Annotated in this window: 23 protein-coding genes; 10 read left to right on the top strand and 13 right to left on the bottom strand. The window is 54.0% G+C overall.

Annotated elements, in window-relative coordinates; all coding sequences use genetic code 11:
- Positions 1-57: 57 nt before the first annotated feature.
- The 4 genes from rhmD to E4Z61_RS01475 form a co-directional block, all read right to left on the bottom strand.
- On the bottom strand, positions 58-1,263 hold the full coding sequence (gene rhmD / locus E4Z61_RS01490; protein WP_135321212.1) for an L-rhamnonate dehydratase: 1,206 nt from the start codon (positions 1,261-1,263) through the stop codon (positions 58-60).
- A 13-nt stretch (positions 1,264-1,276) separates the two neighbouring features.
- Positions 1,277-2,059, bottom strand: a complete 783-nt coding sequence (locus tag E4Z61_RS01485) for an IclR family transcriptional regulator (protein WP_135321211.1) — start codon at positions 2,057-2,059, stop codon at positions 1,277-1,279.
- 200 nt (positions 2,060-2,259) lie between these two features.
- Positions 2,260-3,456 carry a nicotinamide mononucleotide deamidase-related protein YfaY gene (locus E4Z61_RS01480; protein ID WP_135321210.1) on the bottom strand — a complete coding sequence of 399 codons (1,197 nt, stop codon included), beginning with the start codon at positions 3,454-3,456 and terminating at the stop codon, positions 2,260-2,262.
- A gap of 114 nt (positions 3,457-3,570) precedes the next feature.
- Positions 3,571-4,113, bottom strand: a complete 543-nt coding sequence (locus E4Z61_RS01475; protein WP_135321209.1) for a YfaZ family protein — start codon at positions 4,111-4,113, stop codon at positions 3,571-3,573.
- Positions 4,114-4,431: 318 nt separating this feature from the next.
- Here E4Z61_RS01475 and nudI point away from each other — a divergent pair, with 318 nt between their 5' ends.
- The 8 genes from nudI (at position 4,432) to arnF (ending at position 12,520) form a co-directional block, all read left to right on the top strand.
- Positions 4,432-4,857, top strand: a complete 426-nt coding sequence (gene nudI / locus E4Z61_RS01470; protein ID WP_135321208.1) for a nucleoside triphosphatase NudI — start codon at positions 4,432-4,434, stop codon at positions 4,855-4,857.
- Between the two features lie 277 nt (positions 4,858-5,134).
- Positions 5,135-6,274, top strand: a complete 1,140-nt coding sequence (arnB, locus tag E4Z61_RS01465; RefSeq protein WP_135321207.1) for a UDP-4-amino-4-deoxy-L-arabinose aminotransferase — start codon at positions 5,135-5,137, stop codon at positions 6,272-6,274.
- Between the two features lie 2 nt (positions 6,275-6,276).
- Entirely contained in the window at positions 6,277-7,260 is a 984-nt protein-coding gene (arnC, locus tag E4Z61_RS01460; RefSeq protein ID WP_135321206.1) for an undecaprenyl-phosphate 4-deoxy-4-formamido-L-arabinose transferase, read from the top strand.
- A complete protein-coding gene (arnA, locus tag E4Z61_RS01455) occupies positions 7,257-9,239 on the top strand; it encodes a bifunctional UDP-4-amino-4-deoxy-L-arabinose formyltransferase/UDP-glucuronic acid oxidase ArnA (RefSeq protein ID WP_135321205.1) in 1,983 nt (660 codons plus the stop codon). The genes arnC and arnA overlap by 4 nt, the downstream gene beginning before the upstream one ends.
- Positions 9,236-10,135 (top strand): 4-deoxy-4-formamido-L-arabinose-phosphoundecaprenol deformylase, encoded by a 900-nt coding sequence (arnD, locus tag E4Z61_RS01450; RefSeq protein ID WP_135321204.1) that lies wholly within the window; start codon positions 9,236-9,238, stop codon positions 10,133-10,135. Before arnA ends, arnD begins: the two co-directional genes overlap by 4 nt.
- Complete coding sequence (gene arnT, locus E4Z61_RS01445; RefSeq protein WP_167817574.1) at positions 10,135-11,790, top strand: lipid IV(A) 4-amino-4-deoxy-L-arabinosyltransferase; 1,656 nt, start codon at positions 10,135-10,137, stop codon at positions 11,788-11,790. The genes arnD and arnT overlap by 1 nt, the downstream gene beginning before the upstream one ends.
- Positions 11,787-12,122, top strand: coding sequence for a 4-amino-4-deoxy-L-arabinose-phosphoundecaprenol flippase subunit ArnE (gene arnE, locus E4Z61_RS01440; RefSeq protein ID WP_135321202.1), 336 nt, complete (start codon positions 11,787-11,789; stop codon positions 12,120-12,122). Before arnT ends, arnE begins: the two co-directional genes overlap by 4 nt.
- A complete protein-coding gene (gene arnF, locus E4Z61_RS01435) occupies positions 12,122-12,520 on the top strand; it encodes a 4-amino-4-deoxy-L-arabinose-phosphoundecaprenol flippase subunit ArnF (protein ID WP_135321201.1) in 399 nt (132 codons plus the stop codon). The genes arnE and arnF overlap by 1 nt, the downstream gene beginning before the upstream one ends.
- Here arnF and menE read toward each other — a convergent pair.
- The 8 genes from menE to E4Z61_RS01395 all read right to left on the bottom strand — a co-directional run bounded on the left by menE (position 12,468) and on the right by E4Z61_RS01395 (position 20,444).
- Positions 12,468-13,880 (bottom strand): o-succinylbenzoate--CoA ligase, encoded by a 1,413-nt coding sequence (gene menE, locus E4Z61_RS01430; RefSeq protein WP_135321200.1) that lies wholly within the window; start codon positions 13,878-13,880, stop codon positions 12,468-12,470. The two genes, arnF and menE, sit on opposite strands and share 53 nt — an antisense overlap.
- Positions 13,877-14,839 carry an o-succinylbenzoate synthase gene (gene menC / locus E4Z61_RS01425; RefSeq protein ID WP_135321199.1) on the bottom strand — a complete coding sequence of 321 codons (963 nt, stop codon included), beginning with the start codon at positions 14,837-14,839 and terminating at the stop codon, positions 13,877-13,879. The genes menE and menC overlap by 4 nt, the downstream gene beginning before the upstream one ends.
- On the bottom strand, positions 14,839-15,696 hold the full coding sequence (gene menB / locus E4Z61_RS01420) for a 1,4-dihydroxy-2-naphthoyl-CoA synthase (protein WP_096756386.1): 858 nt from the start codon (positions 15,694-15,696) through the stop codon (positions 14,839-14,841). Before menB ends, menC begins: the two co-directional genes overlap by 1 nt.
- Positions 15,697-15,710: 14 nt before the next feature.
- Positions 15,711-16,469 carry a 2-succinyl-6-hydroxy-2,4-cyclohexadiene-1-carboxylate synthase gene (gene menH / locus E4Z61_RS01415; RefSeq protein ID WP_135321198.1) on the bottom strand — a complete coding sequence of 253 codons (759 nt, stop codon included), beginning with the start codon at positions 16,467-16,469 and terminating at the stop codon, positions 15,711-15,713.
- Positions 16,466-18,136 (bottom strand): 2-succinyl-5-enolpyruvyl-6-hydroxy-3-cyclohexene-1-carboxylic-acid synthase, encoded by a 1,671-nt coding sequence (menD, locus tag E4Z61_RS01410; RefSeq protein ID WP_135321197.1) that lies wholly within the window; start codon positions 18,134-18,136, stop codon positions 16,466-16,468. The genes menH and menD overlap by 4 nt, the downstream gene beginning before the upstream one ends.
- An 84-nt stretch (positions 18,137-18,220) precedes the next feature.
- Positions 18,221-19,519 (bottom strand): isochorismate synthase MenF, encoded by a 1,299-nt coding sequence (gene menF, locus E4Z61_RS01405; protein WP_135321196.1) that lies wholly within the window; start codon positions 19,517-19,519, stop codon positions 18,221-18,223.
- A gap of 104 nt (positions 19,520-19,623) precedes the next feature.
- The gene (gene elaB / locus E4Z61_RS01400) at positions 19,624-19,929 is read right to left on the bottom strand and encodes a stress response protein ElaB (protein WP_135321195.1); all 306 of its coding nucleotides are present in this window, start codon (positions 19,927-19,929) and stop codon (positions 19,624-19,626) included.
- Positions 19,930-19,982: 53 nt separating this feature from the next.
- The gene (locus E4Z61_RS01395) at positions 19,983-20,444 is read right to left on the bottom strand and encodes a GNAT family N-acetyltransferase (protein ID WP_135321194.1); all 462 of its coding nucleotides are present in this window, start codon (positions 20,442-20,444) and stop codon (positions 19,983-19,985) included.
- Positions 20,445-20,511: 67 nt separating this feature from the next.
- On the opposite strand from E4Z61_RS01395, the gene rbn reads away from it, so the two are divergent.
- Positions 20,512-21,429 (top strand): ribonuclease BN, encoded by a 918-nt coding sequence (gene rbn / locus E4Z61_RS01390; protein ID WP_135321193.1) that lies wholly within the window; start codon positions 20,512-20,514, stop codon positions 21,427-21,429.
- Between the two features lie 64 nt (positions 21,430-21,493).
- Positions 21,494-22,498 carry a chemotaxis protein gene (locus E4Z61_RS01385; protein WP_135321192.1) on the top strand — a complete coding sequence of 335 codons (1,005 nt, stop codon included), beginning with the start codon at positions 21,494-21,496 and terminating at the stop codon, positions 22,496-22,498.
- Positions 22,499-22,556: 58 nt separating this feature from the next.
- Here E4Z61_RS01385 and nuoN read toward each other — a convergent pair whose 3' ends face one another.
- Entirely contained in the window at positions 22,557-24,014 is a 1,458-nt protein-coding gene (nuoN, locus tag E4Z61_RS01380; protein WP_135321191.1) for an NADH-quinone oxidoreductase subunit NuoN, read from the bottom strand.
- Between the last annotated feature and the right edge of the window lie 2 nt (positions 24,015-24,016).

The raw sequence follows: 24,016 nt of genomic DNA, 5'->3' as shown, positions 1-24,016 counted from the left end.
AGCAAGATCCTCAATGAAATGAGGGCGTTGTCGCATCAACAACAACGCACAGGTGATTTAGTGGCTATAAGGGCGCTTCAGATTGCAATCGCGGTTAAGCTCAACGCCAAATCCGGGTTTATCCAGCACCGACTTATGAATGCGTCCATTTACCGGAACTGGTTCATCTACCAGGATAGGGTCAAACTGCGGGCGCATTGTTGAACAGTCCGGGCTGGTCATCAGGAATTCGCTGAACGGAGTATTGGTGAAGGTGATCACCGCATGATGGGAATAAACGGAGGAACCATGCGGCACCACCAGTTGCCCGCGTGATTTAGCAATGGCGGCAATTTCCACCAGCGTGGTTAACCCGCCGCACCAGCCCACATCCGGCTGCATGATATCGATGCCGGTTTCAGCGAGCGTACGGAAGGACTGCAACGTTCCGTGATGCTCACCGCTGGTGACCATCATGCCCGCCGGAGCGTTACGTTTCAGTTCACGATAACCTTCATACTGCTGCGGCGGCAGACACTCTTCGATCCATTTCAGGTTATGCGGCGCACAAGCATGCGCCAGTTTGGTGGCATAGTTCACGTCCTGGCTCATCCAGCAGTCGAGCATCAGCCAGAAATCCGGTCCACATTTCTCGCGCATCTCAGCCACCATTGCTGCATCTTTGCGGATCCCTGCATCCCCGTCATGCGGTCCCCAGTGGGTCGGCATTTTACCGCCGATAAATCCCATATTTTTCGCCAGATCCGGACGCGCGCCGGTCGCGTAAAACTGGATCTCATCACGTACCGCGCCACCCAGCAGTTTGTAGACCGGCAACCCCACCACCTTACCGAACAGATCCCACAGCGCGAGATCCACGCAGGAAATAGTGTTCATCACCAGACCACCGGAGCCAGAGTAGTACATTGTCGCATTGAGCATTTGATCGTGAATGAGTTTAATGTCACTCACACATTTGCCTTCAATAAAACGATTGAGATGTTTTTCAACGATGAAACATCCCATCTCTCCTGCCGTGGAAACGGCAAAACCGGTCTGGCCGTTTTCGGCTTCCACTTCAACAATCAGTGTCCCCAGCACGTTGATGCCGAAAGACTGACGTGACTGTTCGTACTCGCGGTATTTGCTCATCGGCGTGGCGATATGGTCGTCAATCCAGTGGTTAGCCCCCTGATCGTGATAATCGCCGCCGCCAGCGCCCTTCTCTGCCGTAGCGCCACCGGTAAACCAGGCACGAATGTGTTTAATTTTTGGTAGGGTCATGATGTTCTCCTTTTTATGATGCGAGTGAGTCGAAGGGACTTTTCCATCCCAACAGGCGTGAAATATCTTTGGCGCAGGCAATCGCTTTCCCGGCCAGATAGTCACGGTTCTCTTCGTTAATTTGTAAGCGGGTACCGACCACTGAGATCGCAGCGGTCAGTGCGTTACTGGCGTTAAAAACCGGGGCTGCAACGCAACGGACATCCGGATAATCTTCACCATTGTCAAAACTCCATCCGCGTTGACGAATACGTTCCAACTCATCATTTAATCGTTGCGGGTTTGTGATGGTGGTCGGCGTTGCCTGTTCCCACACCAACTGTCCAATAATGGTGTTACGCACAACGGCGGGTTGCCAGGCCAGCAGGCATTTGCCAATACCTGAACGATAGAGCGAGAGACTTTTACCTTCGTGCGAACGCACGCTGATGGTGGAGGACGATTCCACTTTCAGGATGTAATAAGCGCTTTCATGGTCGATTATCCCCAGATGGCAGAGCAACCCCGTCTCATCCATCAGTTGCGTCAGACGAGGGCGAGCCAGCTCGCGCAAATCCATCTTGCTCAGCGCATGTCCTGACAATTCCACCAGCTTGGTCCACAGGCAGTAGTTTTCCTGGTGATCAAGACTGATAAAGCGCTGGCGCTTCAGCTCATTAAGCAGCAGATAGGCGGTGCTTTTGGGGATCCTCAACGTGTCGATGATCGTTGCAGCGCTGCATGGTCCGATACGCGCAATAAGATTGAGAATGTCGATCGCTCTGGTGAGAGCAGGAACTTTACTTGATTCCAACATACTGGACTCCAGTCTGAGATACTGGAATCAGTGTGGTCGGTCAACGTGGGTAAAATTGTGAAGCGTGTCAAATCCCTCCGTTCTTCCAACGTACTGGAGAAATAACGGAGAGAATTGTGAAATAAGTCACTGATATTTTCACGAAGAGTACAACAGGATGGACTGATGACGGGAAGGCAAGGACACCTTCCCGTTAAATGCTACGCCGTCAGCGACTCAACCACTTCAATCCAGCCGTGTTCGCTGGCGATATCCTGACCATGAAGCCAACGACGCAACATGTTCAGTGCCATCATCGCGCAGACTTCCTGACGCACCGACAAGCTGTAGCGATTCGCGCTAAGTCGCACACGCAAAGCGTGTGTACCCTCGGGCGTTGCCAGAGCAAAGTTAATATGTTCGTTTTCGAAACCCGATACCGCCAAAGCCAGATCTGCGTAATGCTTGCCGCGTCGCTCGGTTATCCAGTGCGCCGTTTGCGCCAGCGTTTCTTCCTGAGAAGGCACCACTTCACTGGCTAACAACGGTGCGTTAGCGCGAGATAGCTGGAGTGCGATCAGGCCCGCGGTAAACTGCTCGCTCAGCGTCAGGCTGAACTGTCGCGACTGCAAAGTACGTGCAATTTGTGCAGGAAGCCCTTCCGTGCCTTCAAATATCATATTCTGCCCGGCAACCCGTTTAACCTCTGGCCAGAGCGCCAGCATCGCTTCACGTTGGGAATCCGGCCCGGTTAGCTTCAGCTCGATAATTGGCATGGACGAGCGATATCCCATCGTCACCCCTGGTGGTAAAGGCAGCGGATCCAGGCTTTGCGCCAGATCGCTTTCAGAACGACCAAAGGTGGTTAATCGTAGACATAGCGGGGGCTGAGAGAGGGAGAAACGCTCCCGCAGGCGCGGCAGGATTTCATGCTCAACCATCACTTTAAATTCTGACGGCACACCCGGCGTAAAAAACATCAGGCAGCGGTTGAGCTTAATGGCGAATCCGCAGGCGGTCCCGACGGGATTATTAATAAATTCAGCGCTGGCGGGTAATTCAGCCTGCTTTCGGTTGCTCGGCGCCATCACGCGACCGCGCTCGCGGAAATAATGTTCCATCTGAGCTAGCCAGGCGTCATGCAGCACCAGCCCTTCACCTTTTGCCGTTGCCGCCGCCAGCGCGCTTAAATCATCGCTGGTTGGCCCTAAGCCACCATTAACAATCAAAATATCGGCGTGTTCACTGCGTTCGCGCAAAATGGCGACCAGGTCATCGAGATTGTCGCCCACCGTGTTACGGCGGGTTAACGGTAATCCCTGATTAAAGAAAAAATCAGCTAGCCAGGCGGCATTGGTGTCGACGATCTGGCCGTGCAACACTTCATCCCCGGTGGATAGCATCTCCACGTTTAACATTGTGTTCTCCTGCTTATGCAATCAAAACACTATAACGCAATGGAGGGGGAACATGGAGGAAGGAAGGAGAGAGAGAAATAAAAACAGGCGCGGCTAAATGCCGCGCCAGGGACATCAGAAGCTGGCGTTAACCCCAACATACGGGCCGTCAGCAACCGCGTTGTCACGGTTGCCATCTTTACCCGCCAGGTTCAGGTAGCGATAACCAGCTTCGATGCTCAGCGGACGCATGATCGTCAGACGCGCACCGGCGTTAGCTTCTTCATAACTGTCGATACCGCTGGAGAGCGAGTCCGGAGAATAATAGTACTCACCAAACAGACGGAAGCTGTCGCCAATCGGCCACTGCAGACCGCCACCAACCGCCGCAGCATAACCTTCATCGCCGTCGTTTGGGTTGGTATAAACACCTTTACCGCCAACGGTAGCCAGCAGAGGACCCAATGGGATATTCAGACCCAGGCCCAACCCTGCGACATCACCGTCGTCATCGTTATGCATCCAGTTACCGCTGACAGCCAGACCCGTGGTTTCAGTTCCCATTCCGAATCCAAGGTTGGTGTAATCTTCGCCAGCCTGGCCATTAATACTAATCGCGTTCGCCGACGCAGAAACAAACAGCATTCCGGCAAAACCCAACATCAAACTTTTTTTCATTTTCTATCCTTTCCAGCAAGAATCAAAACATAGCCCCAAAACCGCTGGATTGTACTGCCTGATGGCGAGGAATCAATGAGCTAAAAAAGCGATGCAATAACATATTGTAACCAAATACTACTCACAAGATTTAGTTAAGGTTAAGTTCTTGTGCCAATTGCACTGTTGAGCGTACCTGAACGCCATTTTCAACAAACATCCTGTTTTCTCTGGCAACGCGGCGTTAATCGTCGATGAAGCGTTTTTTCTGCAGCCCGCAAAAGGTAAGATGAGCGCACGATGGAATTTTCTATACTTGCTTCTACAAGGACCCAACTTATGCGCCAAAGAACAATTGTTTGCCCGTTAATTCAGAACGATGGTTGTTATTTACTGTGCAAAATGGCCGACGATCGCGGCGTATTCCCCGGTCAGTGGGCACTTTCTGGCGGCGGCGTTGAACCGGGTGAACGTATCGAAGAGGCCTTACGTCGGGAAGTGCGCGAAGAGTTGGGCGAGCAACTGGAACTCACTGAGATTACCCCGTGGACCTTCAGCGACGATATCCGCACCAAAACCTATGCAGATGGTCGTCAGGAAGAGATCTACATGATTTATCTTATTTTCGATTGTGTTTCTGCCAATCGCGAAGTGAAAATTAACGAAGAGTTCCAGGACTTCGCATGGGTTAAGCCGCAAGATCTCGCCCAGTACGACTTAAACATCGCCACCCGAAAAACATTAAAAATGAAAGGATTGCTGTAGTTTTTGTCGCTATAAAATGGGTTTCCTGTGTATTGGCATTGCTTAATTTTTTAATAAACGGGAGCAATGCCACCTTGCCATCACAAAATAAAAAATAATACTTTCAACAAGATAAGACCAAACCCAACATATCTCACGTTATTTCCCAACCTTAAACTCTTAAGGATAAATTAACCTTCAGTCATTAATCTTTGTAGCCTGATGAAATAATTAACAACGTCCTTGTTTATTACTCAAATAAATATGCGATGGCGTTTAATGGCTTTAAGGAATAATGATGTCTGACTTTTTGCCTTTCTCTCGCCCAGCATTAGGTGCTGAAGAGCTTGCCGCTATCAAGGCCGTTCTGGACTCCGGATGGATAACCACCGGCCCTAAAAATCAGCAACTGGAAGAGGCATTCTGTCGGCTGACAGGAAACCAGAATGCCGTTGCCGTCTGCTCTGCTACAGCAGGTATGCACATCACGCTGATGGCGCTGGACGTAGGCGCAGGTGATGAGGTGATCACCCCGTCGATGACGTGGGTTTCTACGATCAATATGATTGTCCTGTTGGGTGCGACGCCGGTGATGATCGATGTCGACCGCGATACGCTGATGGTCACTCCCGAACAAATCGAAGCGGCCATTACCCCACGAACCAAAGCGATTATTCCGGTGCATTATGCCGGCGCTCCTGCCGATCTTGATGCGATTTACGCCATCGGCGAGCGTTATGGCATCCCGATCATCGAAGATGCGGCACATGCGGTGGGAACGTTATACAAGAGCCGTCATGTTGGCGCACGCGGCACGGCGATTTTCTCCTTTCACGCCATCAAAAATGTTACCTGTGCGGAAGGTGGACTGATCGTTACCGACGACAGTGCGCTCGCGCAACGGCTTCGCAGTCTGAAATTTCACGGTCTGGGCGTGGATGCCTATGACCGACAAACCTACGGTCGCGCACCGCAGGCGGAAGTTCTGGCCCCAGGATACAAGTACAACCTGACCGATATCAATGCTGCCATCGTCCTGGTGCAACTGGATAAACTGGGTCGAATAAATGCACGTCGCGCTGAAATTGCTCACCAGTATCAGCAAGCGCTGGCAGATACGCCTTTTCAGCCGTTGAAGCTGCCGCAGTGGTCGCACATTCACGCCTGGCATCTGTTCATCATTCGCGTTGATGAAGCACGCTGCGGCCTGAGCAGAGATGCCCTGATGGAAGCGCTGAAGGCCCAAAATATCGGCACCGGTCTGCATTTTCGCGCGGCGCATACGCAAAAGTATTATCGCGAGCGCTTCCCTTCCCTTTCGCTCCCAAATACAGAATGGAATAGCGGGCGCATCTGTTCGCTGCCGTTATTTCCCGATATGACCGCCGATGACACTCAACGCGTCATTACGGCACTTCACCAGATAGCTGGACAATGACCATGTTTGAAGCCACACCGATCAAAAAAGTCTCGGTGGTCATTCCCGTTTTTAACGAACAGGAAAGCCTGCCAGAGTTAATCCGACGCACCAGTGACGCCTGCGAAAAACTGGGGAAAGAATATGAAATTCTGCTGATCGATGACGGCAGCAGCGACAACTCCGCGCAGTTGATGATGGACGCCTCACAGGCTCCAAACAGCCATATTGTCTCTATTCTGCTGAATCGAAATTACGGGCAGCACTCGGCGATTATGGCCGGTTTCAGCCACGTCACCGGCGATTTGATTATCACACTGGATGCAGATTTGCAGAACCCTCCAGAAGAGATCCCACGTCTGGTCGCCACTGCGGACCAGGGTTTCGATGTCGTTGGTACGGTACGCCAGAACCGCCAGGACAGCGTGTTTCGTAAGACCGCCTCACGGATGATCAATCATCTGATTCAACGCACAACCGGCAAAGCGATGGGGGATTATGGCTGCATGCTCCGCGCCTATCGCCGTCATATCGTCGATGCCATGCTGCATTGCCAGGAACGCAGTACCTTCATTCCGATTCTGGCCAACATCTTTGCACGTCGCGCGACGGAGATCCCTGTGCACCATGCAGAGCGTGAATTTGGCGACTCTAAGTACAGCTTTATGCGCCTGATTAACCTGATGTATGACCTGGTGACTTGTCTGACCACCACACCGCTGCGCATGCTGAGCCTGCTGGGTAGTGTGATTGCCGCCACGGGTTTCACCCTGTCCGTCCTGCTGGTCGTACTTCGCCTGACGCTTGGCCCGCAGTGGGCTGCTGAAGGGGTATTTATGCTGTTTGCCGTGCTGTTCACGTTTATCGGCGCACAGTTCATTGGCATGGGATTACTCGGCGAATATATCGGTCGCATCTATAACGATGTCCGCGCCCGCCCCCGCTACTTTGTTCAACACGTTATTCGTCCACACACTACGCAGTCAACCGAGGAAAACCACGCATGAAAGCCGTCGTATTTGCTTATCACGATATGGGATGTCAGGGGATTCAAGCTTTGCTGGATGCGGGTTATGACATCACAGCTATTTTCACACACACCGATAACCCGGGTGAAAAAGCGTTTTTTGGCTCCGTTTCCCGGCTTGCTGCAAGCGCAGGTATCCCGGTATACGCGCCGGACAACGTCAATCATCCGTTATGGATTGAACGCATCAGCCAGCTCGCCCCCGATGTCATTTTTTCGTTCTACTATCGCCACTTACTCAGCGATGAAATTCTTAACCTCGCACCAGCAGGCGCGTTCAATCTGCATGGCTCGTTGCTGCCGAAATATCGTGGTCGCGCGCCGCTGAACTGGGTGCTGGTGAATGGCGAAACAGAAACAGGCGTAACGCTTCACCGGATGGTGAAACGCGCGGATGCCGGAGCAATTGTCGCCCAGCAGCGCGTCGCTATCGCCCCCGAGGACGTGGCGTTAACGTTGCATCATAAACTGTGCCAGGCTGCCCGCCAGGTGCTGGAACAAGCGCTGCCTGCAATCAAAACCGGTGACTTTCAGGAGCTTCCCCAGCAGGAATCCGATGCGACCTGTTTTGGTCGCCGCACGCCGGAAGATAGCTTCCTCGACTGGAGCAAACCTGCCGCAGATTTGCATAACCAGGTACGAGCCGTCAGCGATCCATGGCCGGGCGCATTTAGCTATGTTGGAACGCAAAAATTCACCGTCTGGTCATCACGCCCGTGTGCGAATGCCACCGGCGCACTGCCGGGCACCGTTATCTGTACATCACCACTGCAAATAGCCTGCGCCGATGGCGCGCTTGAAATCATTACCGGACAAGCGGGCGATGGCATTGCGATGCAAGGTTCACAGCTGGCGCAGGTTCTGGGTCTGGTGGTGGGATCTCGCCTCAACGGCCACCCGGTTTCCACCAGCAAACGCCGTACTCGCGTCCTAATCCTCGGCGTTAACGGTTTCATCGGCAATCATCTGACCGAACGTTTGTTACAAGAAGATAACTACGAGGTTTATGGGCTGGATATCGGCAGCGATGCGATTGGCCGTTTTCTGCAACATCCACGATTCCATTTCGTCGAAGGCGACATCAGTATTCATTCCGAGTGGATTGAATACCATGTGAAAAAAGGTGACGTCGTGTTGCCGCTGGTGGCGATTGCCACGCCGATTGAATATACCCGCAACCCACTGCGCGTGTTTGAACTCGATTTTGAAGAAAACCTGAAAATCATTCGCTACTGCGTGAAATACCAGAAGCGCATTATTTTCCCGTCAACGTCTGAAGTTTACGGCATGTGTAGCGATAAGGTCTTTGATGAAGACAGCTCAAACCTTACCGTCGGCCCGGTCAATAAACCGCGCTGGATCTACTCGGTTTCCAAACAGCTGCTGGATCGCGTCATTTGGGCTTACGGCGAAAAAGAGGGATTACGCTTCACGTTGTTCCGCCCATTTAACTGGATGGGACCGCGTTTGGACAACCTTAACGCCGCGCGTATCGGTAGTTCGCGAGCCATTACGCAGCTGATCCTCAATCTGGTGGAAGGTTCGCCAATTAAGCTGATTGAAGGAGGCAAGCAGAAACGCTGCTTTACTGATATTCGCGACGGTATAGAAGCCCTGTACCGCATCATTGAAAACGAAGGCGGACGCTGCGACGGCGAGATTATCAACATCGGTAATCCGGATAACGAAGCCAGCATTCAGGAACTGGCAGAGATGCTGCTTAGCTGCTTTGAAAAACATCCACTGCGCCAACACTTTCCACCGTTTGCCGGTTTCCGCGACGTCGAAAGCAGTAGCTACTATGGTAAAGGTTATCAGGATGTTGAGCACCGTAAACCGAACATTCGTAATGCGAAACGCTGCCTGAACTGGGAACCGACCATCGACATGCAGGAAACGGTAGAAGAGACGCTCGATTTCTTCTTACGCAGCGTGGATATCACGGAACACACATCATGACCAAAGTAGGCTTGCGCATTGATGTCGATACCTTCAGGGGGACGCGCGAAGGCGTGCCCCGCCTGCTGGAGACATTAAACCGACATCATGTTCGGGCAAGTTTTTTCTTTAGCGTTGGACCTGACAACATGGGACGCCATCTCTGGCGCCTGGTGAAACCGCAATTTTTGTGGAAGATGCTGCGCTCAAACGCAGCCTCCCTCTACGGATGGGATATTTTGCTGGCGGGAACCGCGTGGCCGGGAAAAGAGATCGGCCACGCCAATGCGGCAATCATTGCGCAAACCGCCCATCTGCACGAAACGGGTTTGCATGCCTGGGATCACCACGCCTGGCAATCACGAAGCGGGAACTGGAATGACAAACAGCTAATTGATGATATCTCTCGGGGCATCAGCGCTCTCGAAGCGATCACCGGACAACCTGTCACCTGCTCTGCCGTTGCCGGATGGCGTGCCGACGCCCGTGTGGTTTATGCAAAAGAAGCGTTCCATCTGCGTTATAACAGCGACTGTCGCGGCACCTCAATATTCCGCCCGCTGCTTGAAACAGGGAACGCTGGCACGCCGCAGATCCCCGTCACCTTGCCTACCTGGGACGAAGTGGTTGGTCAGGAAGTCCAGGCCGTAGACTTCAACTCTTATATTCTCTCTCACATGCTGATGAACAAAGAAACCCCGGTGTACACCATTCATGCGGAAGTTGAAGGCATCGCCTGTCATCAAAATTTTGACGAGCTGCTTATTCGTGCCGCCGACGCAGGTATTACGTTTTGTCCACTTGGCGATCTGCTACCGGACGATATTAACACGTTGCCATCAGGACAAATTGTACGTGGCAAAATACCCGGCAGAGAGGGATGGCTCGGTTGCCAGCAACCGGTGAGCGCGACATGATGAAATCCATACGCTACATCATGGCATTTATCGCCTTTATTGCGCTGTATTACGTTTTACCCATCAATAGCCGCATGCTGTGGCAGCCTGACGAAACGCGCTACGCTGAGATCAGCCGGGAAATGCTGACATCCGGCGACTGGATAGTCCCGCATTTTTTAGGATTACGCTATTTTGAAAAACCGATTGCCGGATACTGGCTAAACAGTATTGGCCAATGGCTCTTTGGTGCCACCAATTTTGGCGTAAGGGCGGGAGCTATTTTTGCCACATTACTGACTGCGCTGCTGGTCGCCTGGCTTGCGATGCGGTTATGGCAGGATAAGCGTACCGCGATACTCTCTTCAGTTATATTTTTAACGTTTTTTTCCGTTTACAGCATCGGCACCTACGCGGTGCTTGACCCTATCATCGCACTCTGGTTGATGGCGGGCATGTGCTGCTTTTGGGAGGGGATGCAAGCTACCAGCAGAAAACGCAAAATCATCGCCTTTTTACTGTTGGGGCTGACCTGCGGTATGGGAGTGATGACCAAAGGTTTTCTCGCCCTCGCTGTTCCGGTACTCAGCGTGCTGCCGTGGGTACTGGTGCAAAAACGCTGGAAAGCGTTCTTCATCTACGGCTGGCTAGCGGTCATTGGCTGTGTGGCGGTTGTTCTGCCATGGGGAATCGCCATTGCACAACGCGAGCCTGACTTCTGGCATTACTTTTTCTGGATCGAACATATCCAGCGGTTTGCGCAGGATGATGCCCAGCATAAAGCGCCATTCTGGTATTACTTCCCTATCCTTGTCGCCGGCAGCCTGCCCTGGCTTGGTCTGCTGCCAGGCGCACTGCGTGCGGGCTGGCGTGAGCGGGATATCCCCCGTAGTGCTCTGTACTTGCTGAGCTGGATTATCATGCCGATACTATTTTTCAGTATCGCCAAAGGAAAACTGCCAACCTATATTCTTTCCTGCTTCGCACCGCTGGCGATCCTCACCGCACGTTTCGGCATGCAGGCAGCAGAGAAAGGTTCTATCGCCCTGCGCATCAATGGCTGGATCAACATTCTGTTTGGCGTGCTCGGCATTGTTGCAACCTTTATCGTTTCCACACTGGGACCGTTGACGTCACCTGTCTGGACGCACATCGAAACGTATAAGGTTTTCTGTTCATGGGGCATTTTTATCATCTGGACTTTTTTTGGCTGGTACACGCTGACCAATAGTGAAAAAACCTGGAAATATGCAGCACTCTGCCCGCTGGGGCTGGCGCTGTTGTTTGGATACGCGATCCCCGACAGGGTTATGGAATCTAAACAGCCGCAGTTTTTTGTTGAGATGACCAAAGAGTCGCTGGAACCGAGTCGCTACATTCTCTCGGATAGCGTTGGCGTCGCCGCGGGTCTGGCGTGGAGCCTGAAACGCGACGATATCATCATGTACGGGCAAACGGGCGAGTTAAAATATGGTCTCAGCTACCCAGATGCCAAGGGCCGCTTTGTCAGCAGAACTGATTTTGCAGAGTGGTTAGCGCAACACCGTCAGGAAGGAAACATTACGCTGGTGCTGTCGATATCAAAGGATAAAGATATTACTCAACTTGCCATTCCACCCGCTGACTACGTTGATAATCAGGGGCGACTGGTTTTGATTCAGTATCGACCCAAATGATCTGGATAATCTTAGTCCTCGCCAGCTTGCTCAGTGTCTGCGGGCAACTCTGTCAGAAGCAGGCCACCCGCCCGGTGCCTATCCGCGCGCGCAAACGCCACATTACACTGTGGATTGGCCTTGCTCTGGCAAGCCTCGGTCTGGCCATGCTGTTATGGCTTGCGGTGTTGCAAAATATTCCTGTCGGTATTGCCTATCCGATGCTGAGTCTTAATTTTGTATGGGTCACACTGGCAGCCTGGAAAATATGGCGTGAACCGGTAACGAAACGCCACTGGCTGGGGGTTGGACTGATCATCACCGGTATCTTTATACTCGGGAGCGCGGTGTAATGGGCATCTTTTGGGGACTGTGTAGCGTCATTATTACCTCTGTCGCCCAGTTAAGTCTCGGCTACGCGATGGATAATCTGCCGCCGATGCTGGATCCGCTGATGTTTATTGACGCTCTGTTTTCCGCAAGCGTCGGGGCTTTCGCCCTGTACGCCGGGCTGGTGGGATATTTGCTGTCGGTCATCTGCTGGCACAAAGCCCTGCATCAAATGGCACTGAGCAAAGCTTATGCCCTGCTCAGCCTCAGCTATGTACTGGTGTGGATTGCCTCAATGATTTTGCCCGGCTGGCAGGGAGCGTTTTCATTACGGGCGTTATTCGGCGTGCTGTGCATTATGGCAGGCCTTATGACGATTTTTCTCGTACCCAATCCAGCAACGCACGGCGAGAAACCTTAATACCACCACTTTTCAGCTCTGGCGGTAACACCAGCCAGCGCACTGGCTGCTGAAAACGGGCCAGCTTATCTTTCACCCATTCGGCAAGATTGGCGTCATCCGCGTCGGTGTCATACTCAACAACCGCCACCGGACGATGGCCAAACTCGTTGTCTTCCAGCGGAACAACAAAGGCTTGCAGAACCTGCGGGTGCGTTGCAATCACGCGCTCCACCTCTTCCGGCTGAATACCTTCCCCGCCGCTAAAGAACAGGTTGTCCATACGCCCGACAATGGTTAGCTTGCCGTCGTTTAACACGCCGCGATCGCGGGTAGCAAACCAGCCTTCGCCATTAACCAGCGGAATAAGCTGTCCGTTACGCCAGTAACCTGACGCCATGCTGGCGGCACGCAGCCAGACTTCATCATCCACGATTCTGACTTCTCTGCCCGGCAAAGCAAAACCGACATCACGCAAACCATCGGCTTCTTTCGCGCAAACCGTGGAAGCAAACTCCGTCAGCCCATAACCGCACCAGCAACGAATCCCCTGCTCGCGCGCCTGTTCAGTCAGCGCAACCGGAATCGCCGCGCCCCCCAGCAGTACCGCTTTCAGCGTAACCGGGGTGTTGTTAACCAGCAAACGCCAAAGCTGTGTAGGTACCAGAGAAGCATGAGTACATCCGACCAACATTTGCTCTAACGGCTGCTTATCACGTACGGTCATGCGTGCGCCGGCAAATAACCAACGCCACAAAATACCCTGACCGGAAACATGAAACAGCGGCAGCGAAAGCAGCCAGTCATCTTCTGCGCCAAACGGCATTAATGACAACACGCCCTGCGCACTCGCCAGATGTGCCAGACAGGTATGCACCGCCGCCTTCGGCAGCCCGGTTGAACCTGAGGTTAAGGTCATCGAACTCAAACGCAGAGGTCGCCAGACGGCGGCATGCTCGCCAGACTGTGGTTGCATCTGCAGCGGCCTCAGCCCCGGAAAGAGGCTATCTCCTTGCAGATCCAGCGCAAAATGCAGCGTTAAATCAGGGACCAGTGCATCCAGCAGCGGCTGCGGCAGCTGAGGATTCACCGGTAAAACCCGCGCTCCGCACTGCAACAATGCCAGCCAGGCAAGCGCAGACGAAGGATGATTCCAGGCGCGCAGCAGCACGCCATCGCCCTCTTCCACACCCTGTGCGGCAAATCCCGTGGCCAGCGCGTCTACGCGCACGCAGAGATCGCGCCAGTTAAGTACCTCATCATTGAGGCGTAAAGCGGGTGCCTGTGCCCGAACCTGTCGCCAGTAACGCCACGGCCAGTCGGTAAAATCAGTCGCCAGGCCCGATAAGCGTTCGCCATCGGGCATGTCCTGCACGGTCATAGCAGTCGTTCCAGCGCATCCACATCGATACATGGCAGCGTACTGCCAGGCCAGGTACGAACCTGCTGGCACTGCATCAGGCTCAGCGTATCCAGACCCGGTATGGTCTGCGGCGTCAACCAGGCGGCAATCCGCGCCAGCTGGGTTAACCCCAGGCTTGACTCAATAGACGAACTGATTACCGCAGTAAGACCGAGCGCATGCGCGGCCGCAACCTGCTCGCGAACCTTGTCCAGACTGCCGGTGAGCGTAGGCTTGATGATCACCGCACTCACACCCTCTTCGGCCATAAAGGTAAAGTCCGCTTCACGCAGGCTTTCATCCCAGGCGATGGCAATCCCGGTTTCCCGCGCGAAGGCACGAGAATCATCGCGGGTTTTACACGGCTCCTCGAGGAAGGCAATGCGCCCGCGATAATCCGGATTGACGTATTTCGCAAACTGCTGTGCTTTTAGCGGCGTCCAGGCACGATTGGCATCAAGACGTAAATGCAGATCGGGGATCGCCTCAAGCAGCAGGTTAGCCACCATTCCGTCACGTACGGCTTCATACAGGCCGACTTTGATCTTCGCGACCTTTTCACCCGGCATATCCGCCAACTGCAGCACCAAATCATCAGGATCGCCGGTACACAGCGGCGCAGCGCGATAATTCGCCGCCTCCGGCAATGTACCTTCAAGCTCGGCGAGTGCGCAGCTTGCACCAAAGGCCACCGAAGGCAATTGCGGCAAGGAGGAATCCCCCTGCAGCCAGCCATTTACCCAAGCCAGCAGCGCGGTTTGCGCCTCTTCCCAGGTCTCCTGGCTGAAGCCCGGCAGTGGGGAGATCTCTCCCCACCCTTCACGCTCGCCGTCACGAAGGCAAACATATAGCCCGTCACGCGTTTTTAACCGCCTGTCACGCAAAATCACCCCCGCGTCCATGGGGATCTGCCAGCGGTATACCTGCGCGCTACGCATTACGGATTCCGTTTGAATTTGCTGAAGTCAGGCTGACGTTTCTGGTTGAACGCGTTACGGCCTTCCTGACCTTCTTCCGTCATGTAAAACAGCATGGTGGCGTTACCAGCCAGTTCCTGCAGACCCGCCTGACCATCGCAGTCGGCATTCAGCGCAGCTTTCAGGCAGCGCAGCGCCATTGGGCTGTTTTGCAGCATTTCACGACACCAGCGCACGGTCTCTTTTTCCAGATCCGCCAATGGAACCACGGTGTTGACCAGCCCCATATCCAGAGCCTGTTTCGCATCGTACTGACGGCACAGGAACCAGATTTCACGCGCTTTTTTCTGACCGACGATACGGGCCATATAAGATGCACCCCAGCCGCCGTCAAAGGAACCGACTTTCGGGCCAGTCTGACCGAAGATGGCGTTTTCAGCCGCGATCGTCAGGTCACACATCATGTGCAGCACGTGGCCACCGCCGATGGAATAACCTGCAACCATCGCCACAACCGGCTTCGGACAGGTACGAATCTGGCGTTGGAAATCCAGCACGTTCAGGTGATGTACGCCGGAGTCATCCTGGTATCCGCCGTAGTCGCCGCGTACTTTCTGATCGCCACCCGCGCAGAACGCTTTGTCGCCTGCACCGGTCAGAATAATCACGCCGATATTGTCGTCATAGCGCGCATCAGACATGGCCTGAATCATCTCTTTGACGGTAACAGGACGGAAAGCATTGCGTACCTGCGGACGATTGATGGTGATTTTTGCAATACCGTCGGTGGATTTTTCATAGCGAATGTCGGTGTAGCCTTCAGAGCAATCGAGCCATTCTACCGGTGCGTAAAGCATTGTTTCATCAGGATAGATCATAAAATGTCCTTTAGTCAGCGACGCAGAATCTGAGCCAGACAGTCCACCACGCCTGCGGGATTATCCCGATGCGCGTTGTGTCCGGCGTTACGAATCACATGGTTCGGTACTGACATTTCCGTCGCCAGAGCGCGGAACTTATCGTCACGTTCACCACATAAATAATAAAACGGAAATGTGCGCGCGGTGAGCGGCGCACGTAAATCAGGTTGACCAGCCAGCGAGGTCGCTTCCAGCATGGCGGCAAGCGTAGCGCCATTGTTCTGGCTACGCAGCGCCACCAGCATCTGGCGTTGCACAGGGATGAGTGAGGCGAAAACCGGTTGTTGATACCAGTCGTTAAAAACATCACTTAGTGGTTCGTTGCGAAAACGTGCAGCCCAGCGACCGTCGGAGAGGCGACGCTGTGCGCGTTCATCTTCGCTTTGCAGCCCCGGATGTCCGCCTTCGACCACCAGGCCGCAAAGTCCAGACATTCCCTGACAAGCGGCCATCATCGCCACTCTACCGCCAAGAGAATACCCCACCAGCCAGTAGTTAAGTATGTTGTAACTAAATAAAGTTTTACGCAGCAATTCGCTGACATCATCAAATCCGCTGACGTGAATATCAGCGGAACCGCCATGCCCGGGAAGATCGATATACAGTCGCGAATAATCCGTAAATTGCTCACCGACCGTCTGCCATTCCCGACAATCGCCGGAGAAGCCGTGCAGGAAAACCAGCCAGGGTGCATCCGCCTGGCCCTTGTTCGCCTGCGCATTCAGGATCATAGATGGCTCACCTGCGCCAGCAGTTGCTGCAGGGTTTGCGCCCCGTCAGTTTCATTGACTACCAGCTCAATCACCGTTGCTGTCGGAGTACGCCAGGCGCTCGCCAGTGCACTCTCCAGCTGCGCCCAGTTTTCCGGGCGATGATATTTGAGGTTAAACATGGCTGCCGCATGATCAAAATGCACGTTCTGCGGCATCAGATAGAACCGCTCACGCTCGCTTTGCGGTGTCGGCAGCAGGGAGAAAATCTGCCCACCGTTGTTGTTCACCACAATCAGGACAAACGGCGCGGAAACCTGGCGCAATAAGGCCAGCGCATTCAGGTCATACAGTGCCGATAAATCGCCGACGATAGCCAGCGTTGATTTCGCACTGGCACGCTGTACGCCTGCCGCCGTTGACAGCAGACCGTCAATCCCGCTGGCGCCGCGATTACTGTAAACCGGATAGCCTGCCGGAAGCTGCGAAAACGCATCAATCAGACGGACCACCAGGCTGTTCCCGACGAACAACTGCCCCTGTTCCGGCAGATACTCGCGAATGCGGTGCGCCAGTTGCGCTTCACCAAATGTCTCGCGACGCGCTGCCACCGCCTGCCAGGCCTGCTCAGCCAGGCGCGGGATCGCCACACACCAGGGCTGACGTTTCTCTGCCGGATGCAGTTCCAGCCAGTCGCCCACTTTCGCCACTAATCTACGCCCACGATGATGTGCGGGATCGAGGCGTCCTTCGATGTTATCGACAATCCAGTATTCTTGCGGGTTACAGGTGGCCTGCCATTGCAACAGACGTTTTCCGGTCAGGCTGCTGCCCAACTGCACCACAATCTGTGCCTGCTGTAACTCATCTACCGCTTTCGCGTTACCCAGCCACAAGTCGGCGCACGGCAGCGGCTGTCCGGTTTGCGACAGTACATCGCCAATCAGCGGCCAGCCTAACGTTTGCGCCCACAGCGCCACTTTCTTCCCCTCTTCCGCAGTCATGCGCCCGGCGATCACCACGCCGCGCTTTTGCCGCCAGAAGAACCAGTCACGCTGTTTGTCACTTTCCAGTCGACGCGCTTCGCGCAGCCAGGGTTTATCATCCTGCCACCAGTCGCCAAGGCGCTGCTGCCACTCAACGCCCGTGTCGTCCATTTCGCCATACAGCGGTTCCGCAAACGGGCAGTTAATGTGTACCGCACCGCTGTGCAGTGAGGCCAAGGCGTTATCGAGGGTGGAAACCAGCCAACTGGCGGGGATGTCCTGAGTCGGACGCGGTAAAGAGAGCGTTTGCGACGGATGAGAGGCAAACATTCCCGGCTGACGAATCGCCTGATTCGCCCCGCAGTCGATCAGTTCAGGCGGTCTGTCCGCCGTGAGTAAAATCAGTTTTTCACCGGTGAGGCCCGCTTCGATAAGCGCTGGATATAAATTCGCTACCGCCGTACCGGAGGTCACAATCACCGCGACCGGCTGCCGGCTAACCTTGGCCAGACCTAAGGCCAGATGCCCCAATCCGCGTTCATCAAAGTGGGTATGGTGGATAAAGGCAGAATTTTCCGCTGCGGCCAGCGTTAATGGCGTCGAACGAGAGCCAGGCGCAATGCAAACATGCCTGACGCCATGGCGAGTGAGAGCTTCCAGTATGACCGCCGCCCAGCGTCGGTTAAATGCGCTTACTGACATAAGATTGTCCGGTATCAATATTGCGACACAGTATAAAGAATCGAATAAATGGATTTTTGATATGAGTCGATAATGTGTGACTCATTAGGCTTCCATCTGTAATAAAGTACGTAAACCCGCCGCTTTATTGTCTATTTCCTGCCATTCTTGTTCAGGATCTGAGCCACGCACGATCCCGGCCCCGGCGTACAGGCGCACCACGTTACCGCTAATTTTCGCGGAACGTAGTGACACACAAAACTCGCTTTGCTGCAGAGAGATATATCCCGCAGAACCGGCATACCATTCACGTTCAAAAGGTTCATTATGCTGGATGAACGCGCGCGCCAGTTCACGCGGAATGCCCGCCACTGCCGCCGTTGGCTGGAGTTGCATCAAACAAAGCGTATCGTCCGGCTGATTCAGCTCCGTCCAGATACAGCGGCGCAGATGCTGCACTTTGCGCAGTCTGAGTACCTGCGGCGGCAATACGTCGAGAGTTTGCGTACAGTTTTGCAGCCGCTGGCAGATATCTTCCACCACCAGCATATTCTCGCGCTGGTTTTTATCATCTTTCATCAGCCACTCACCGAGTTGCCAGGCCCGGTGGTCGTCAGGATGATTCGCGACCGTTCCGGCCAACGCTTCGGTACGCAGCGCCGTGTCACGCCGCCGATACAGACGTTCGGGGGAAGACCCCAGAAAAGCGCATTCGGCGGAAAACGCCATAAAAAAATGGTAGCAGTTGAGGTTTAAACGACGACTGGAGGCCATGACCGCCGCCGCGTTAACCGGCTGAGAGAACTGTAAATCGGTCGCCCGCGCCAGTACCACTTTGTCGAGCGCTTCCCCGGCAATGGTTTGGGTGGCAAGCTCGATTAGGTGCGTCCAGCCGGCTTTATCCGGCCAGTGCTGTTCACCGGTTAAATTCAGGCGCAGAGCAGGAAGCGGCTTCACGTTGGCAAGCGCGGAAAGAAAAGCACGCGCGTGTGCGGCATCTTCAAGCAGCGAAACATCGCTATACAGATGTAACCGTAAGGTCGCCACGCCCGCGCAACGCCGCCATTCCAGCCGTGGTAGCAGCAAATTGCCGTGCTGGGGCTCAAACGCATTCAGGCCCCAGATGCGCAGTTCGGGATGATGGTCATACTGATGTAAAAACTGCTGGGCGACTGCCAGCGAGGAAAATGTTGCCACGGCCCCCAGCACGGCAGCTTCTTCATCGCCGTTACGCTGTTGCCAGTAAAACTGCGGCCAGACGGGTTGACTGGCCAGCCATCCTAAAGCGTCGAAAGCGTCATTCAGAGGGAAAGGGATGTCGTAAATACGAATGCCAGGAGCTGCCGGTATCTCTTGCGACAAAACGCGCATCAGACTTTCCAGCGCAGTAGTAATTGAATGCACGCAGACCTCTCCCTGTTAAAAACCTCTCATTATACGGGGTACTGACGAGAAAAAGCAGTACCCCCGTTTAGGGAGTACTGACAAATGCGATGAAGGTGTCGAATTTATCGCCGTGCTAACAATAAACCCATCACTAAACCGACCGTAGCGCCAACGCCTATCCCGCGCCACGGTTTGTCATGCACATAGTCATCTGCCCGGCAAACAGCTTGCTTCGCGCGATAATAATAGCTGTCCGAGGCGTGGCTGACGCGATTTCTCACATCTTCTAACGCCTGCTCGGCTTTCGCTTTTAGCTCAAGGTACTTCTGGTCAGCAGGATCGCCCGAAGAGCGAAGAACTTCTTCCAGCGTTTCACTCAATAATTCCAGGTCGTCATCAATACGTGATTCATAAGAATGAAAAGACATTATTTTCTCCCTTTCTATTTACGTACCCGCTAACTATAGACGACCAGCGCTGTTTACGCCTGATACCCCTCACGCGCCATGCCGATGTGCGGGATGCCATCTTCATCATAAACATTCGTAACCGGAACAAAACCAAACCGCGCGTAGAAAGATTGCAGATGCGCCTGTGCACCCAGGTATAGCGCCTTGTGCGGCCAGTGCTGTGCACAGGATGCCAGCGTCTGCGTCATCAACTGCTGCCCCAGTTTTTCCCCGCGTAACGCTTCGCTTATAATCACCCGACCGATAACCACAGGCTCAAGATCGTCGTCGCTTTTCAGAATCCTCGCATACGCTACCAGCTCTTCATTCTGCCACCCCAGAAGGTGTCGGTTTTCGCCCACTAAGTCATCGCCGTCCACATCCTGATACGGACACTGTTGCTCGACAACAAACACCGCACAGCGCAACTGAAGGATGGCATACAGCTGCTGGACTGTCAGTTCTGTATGGTGGAGATCTTGCCAGTGAATCATTGTCTGCCCCTTGGTTGTGATAACCTGAACACCCTGCCTTATTGATGGCGCAAAGTGTAACGCAAAGATGGAATTAATTTTCTTAGGCACGTCAGCGGGAGTCCCTACGCGCTCACGCAATGTAACGGCAATTTTACTCAATCTGCAACACCCGACTCAGGCGGGATTGTGGCTTTTCGATTGCGGTGAAGGAACGCAGCACCAGATGCTCACCACACCGTTCAATCCCGGAAAACTCGATCGTATTTTTATCAGCCATCTGCATGGCGATCACCTTTTTGGCCTGCCGGGATTGCTGTGCAGCCGCTCGATGTCCGGAAACGTCCAGCCGTTGACGCTGTACGGGCCAAAAGGATTACGCGAGTTTACCGAGACCGCATTACGCCTGAGCGGCTCCTGGACTGATTATCCACTGGAAATTGTGGAAATTACCGCCGGTGAGATTCTCGACGATGGCCTGCGTAAAGTGACCGCTTTTGCGCTGGAGCATCCGCTGGAGTGCTACGGTTTTCGCGTTGAGGAACATGACAAGCCCGGTGCGCTTAACTCCAACGCGCTGAAGGCAGTGGGTGTTAAGCCGGGACCGTGGTTTCAGGATCTCAAAGCTGGGAAAACCATCGTACTGGAAGATGGCCGTTCAATTAACGGTGCCGATTTTCTTGCCCCGGCAATACCGGGCAAATCAGTGGCGATATTTGGCGACACCGCGCCGTGCGCATCTGCCATCGAACTGGCAAAAAGTGTGGATGTGATGGTGCATGAAACCACGCTGGATACCTCAATGGAAGAAAAGGCCAACAGCCGGGGACACAGTTCCACCCGTCAGGCTGCACAATTGGCACGAGAGGCAGGCGTTGGCCGGTTGATTATGACCCACGTCAGCTCGCGCTATGATGAAAAAGGCTGCCAGCGATTGCTCGAAGAGTGCCGGGCGCTGTTTCCGGCAACCGAACTGGCTCACGATTTCGCCATTTTCACGGTTTAACGCTCTATTTTTCTGCCTCAGTGCCGATAACAGTAAAAAGGCTGGCGTTCACACTGAGGACAGGATGAATAATATTCAGAAAGACATTGATGACAGGACAAATCTAACCCTGTCTAACCGCTTTGAACTGCTGCTGTTTCGCCTCGGCACATCACTGAATGAGCAGAAATCAGAGCTGTTTGGTATCAACGTATTTAAGCTGCGCGAAATTGTCCCGATGCCTGCATTTACGCGTCCGGCGGGTATGAAAGCCCCGTTGCTGGGTATGGTGAATATTCGCGATCAGGTGATCCCGGTAATCGATCTGCCCGCCGTCGCGGGATGCAAACCTGAGACCGGACTTAACATCCTGCTGATCACCGAATACGCCCGCAGCGTACAGGCATTTGCAGTAGAGTCCGTGGAAAACATTATGCGCCTCGACTGGCAGCAGGTGCATACCGCCGAGAAAGCCGTCAATGGTCGCTACATCACCAGCATCGCCTGTCTGGATGACAACAAAGAGACCAACAACCTGGCGCTGGTACTCGACGTCGAACAGATCCTGTATGACATTGTGCCGTCAAACCACGATCTGCGCGCCACCAATCTGAAAACCAGTACATTCAATATCACACCGGGTGCGGTGGCGATTGTGGCTGAAGATTCTAAGGTCGCTCGCGCAATGCTGGAAAAAGGGCTAAACGCCATGAACATTCCACATCAGATGCATGTCACAGGCAAAGATGCGTGGGAAAAAATACAGCAGCTTTGTGCAGAAGCGCAGGCGGAAGGTAAACCCATCAGCGAGAAAATTGCCCTGGTACTCACCGATCTGGAAATGCCGGAGATGGACGGTTTTACGCTGACCCGCAAGATTAAGACAGATGAACGTTTGAAGAAGATCCCGGTTGTCATTCACTCGTCCCTTTCCGGTAGTGCCAATGAGGATCACGTGCGCAGAGTGAAGGCCGATGGCTACGTCGCAAAGTTCGAGATCAACGAACTGTCTTCCGTTATTCAGGAAGTGTTGGAACGTGCGGCGAAGGACCTTAATGGGCCGCTGGTAAGTCGTCAGATTTCAGCCTGATAATCTTCACCGCATAAAAAAACCCGCCGAGGCGGGTTTTTTCGTTTCAGGATGTCGCTTACATCAGCGGCGTCGCTAACTGCACGATGCTGATCAGCGGTTGCGGGTAGATACCCAGCACCAGGACCAACAGCGCAGAGATCAGCACCACGATACCGCCCGCACTGTACTGCCAGTTAGACGGCGCATCGCGGTTCAACTGCTGAGGAGCGCTCAGGTACAGGCTCACGGCAACGCGCAGGTAGTAGTACAAACCAATCGCGGAACCGACCACCACGGCGGCAACCAGCCACCACAGGTTAGCCTGCACACCGACCGCCAGTACGTAGAACTTACCGATAAAGCCCAGCGTCATCGGGATACCTGCCAGAGACAACATCATCACCGTCATCACTGCCGCGAGGATCGGACGATGCCAGAACAGACCACGGTAGGAGAACAGTGAGTCTGCATCCGGGCCACGGTATGGGCTGGACATCAGGCTGACCACGCCGAACGCGCCGAGACTGCTGAACAGATAACCGGCCAGATACACGCCTACCGCTTCCATCGACATCTCGCCACTTTGCAGGGCAATCAGCGCCACCAGCAGGTAGCCGAGGTGAGAGATAGAGGAGTAACCGAGCAGACGCTTGATGTTGGTCTGGCTCAACGCCATCAGGTTACCAAAGATGATGGACGCAAAGGCAATCACACCCAGCACAATACGTACCGCTTCGCTGTCACCAACCGGCGCGTACAGGAACAGACGCATCACCACGCCGAAGATAGCGATTTTGCTCGCCGTCGCCAGGAAGGTGGAAACCGGAGCCGGAGCGCCCTGGTATACGTCTGGCGTCCACAGGTGGAACGGTACCAGAGAGAGTTTAAAGCCAAGGCCAACAATCATCATACCGAAGCCTGCCAGCAGCAGCGGCTCATTCAGCATGCCATCGCCGAGGCTCTTACCGAGTGCCACAAACGACAGGTTGCCAGACTGCGCGTACACCAGCGCCATACCGAACAGCAGGAAGGAAGACGCTGCGGCAGACAGAATGGTGTATTTGATACTGGCTTCCAGCGAACGTTTCTGACGGAACGCATAGCCCACCAGGCCAAACAGCGGCAGAGAGATCAGTTCGATACCGAGGAACAGCGCCGCCAGATGGTTAGCGTTAGCCAGCAGAATACCGCCGAGCGCAGCAATCAGCACCAGCAGGTAGAACTCTTCCCGGTTGTCGTCATAGCCTTCCAGCCACGGGTAAGCAAAAGTACAGGTGGCAAGGCTCGCCAGCAGTACCATCCCGGTGTAGAGCATGGCGAAACCGTCAACCCGCATCAGCGGGGTGACGTCCATAGCGCCCGCCTGGCCAACAAACCAAAGCGAAACCAGCGCGGCGTTAAGCCCAATGACCGACAGTGTGGCATTGAGGAAGTGATTGCGTCGCCACGCAATGGAGAGCATTACAACCACCACCGTCAAGCCGACGATCAGCAGCGGTAGCAGCGCAATCAGGTTTTGTGGAGTTATTGTCATGG

This window comes from Citrobacter tructae (genome assembly GCF_004684345.1).
In the GTDB taxonomy this organism is placed as follows: Bacteria; Pseudomonadota; Gammaproteobacteria; order Enterobacterales; family Enterobacteriaceae; genus Citrobacter; species Citrobacter tructae.
Note: the sequence above shows the minus strand (reverse complement) of the source record. Positions and strands in the feature narration are given on the sequence as shown.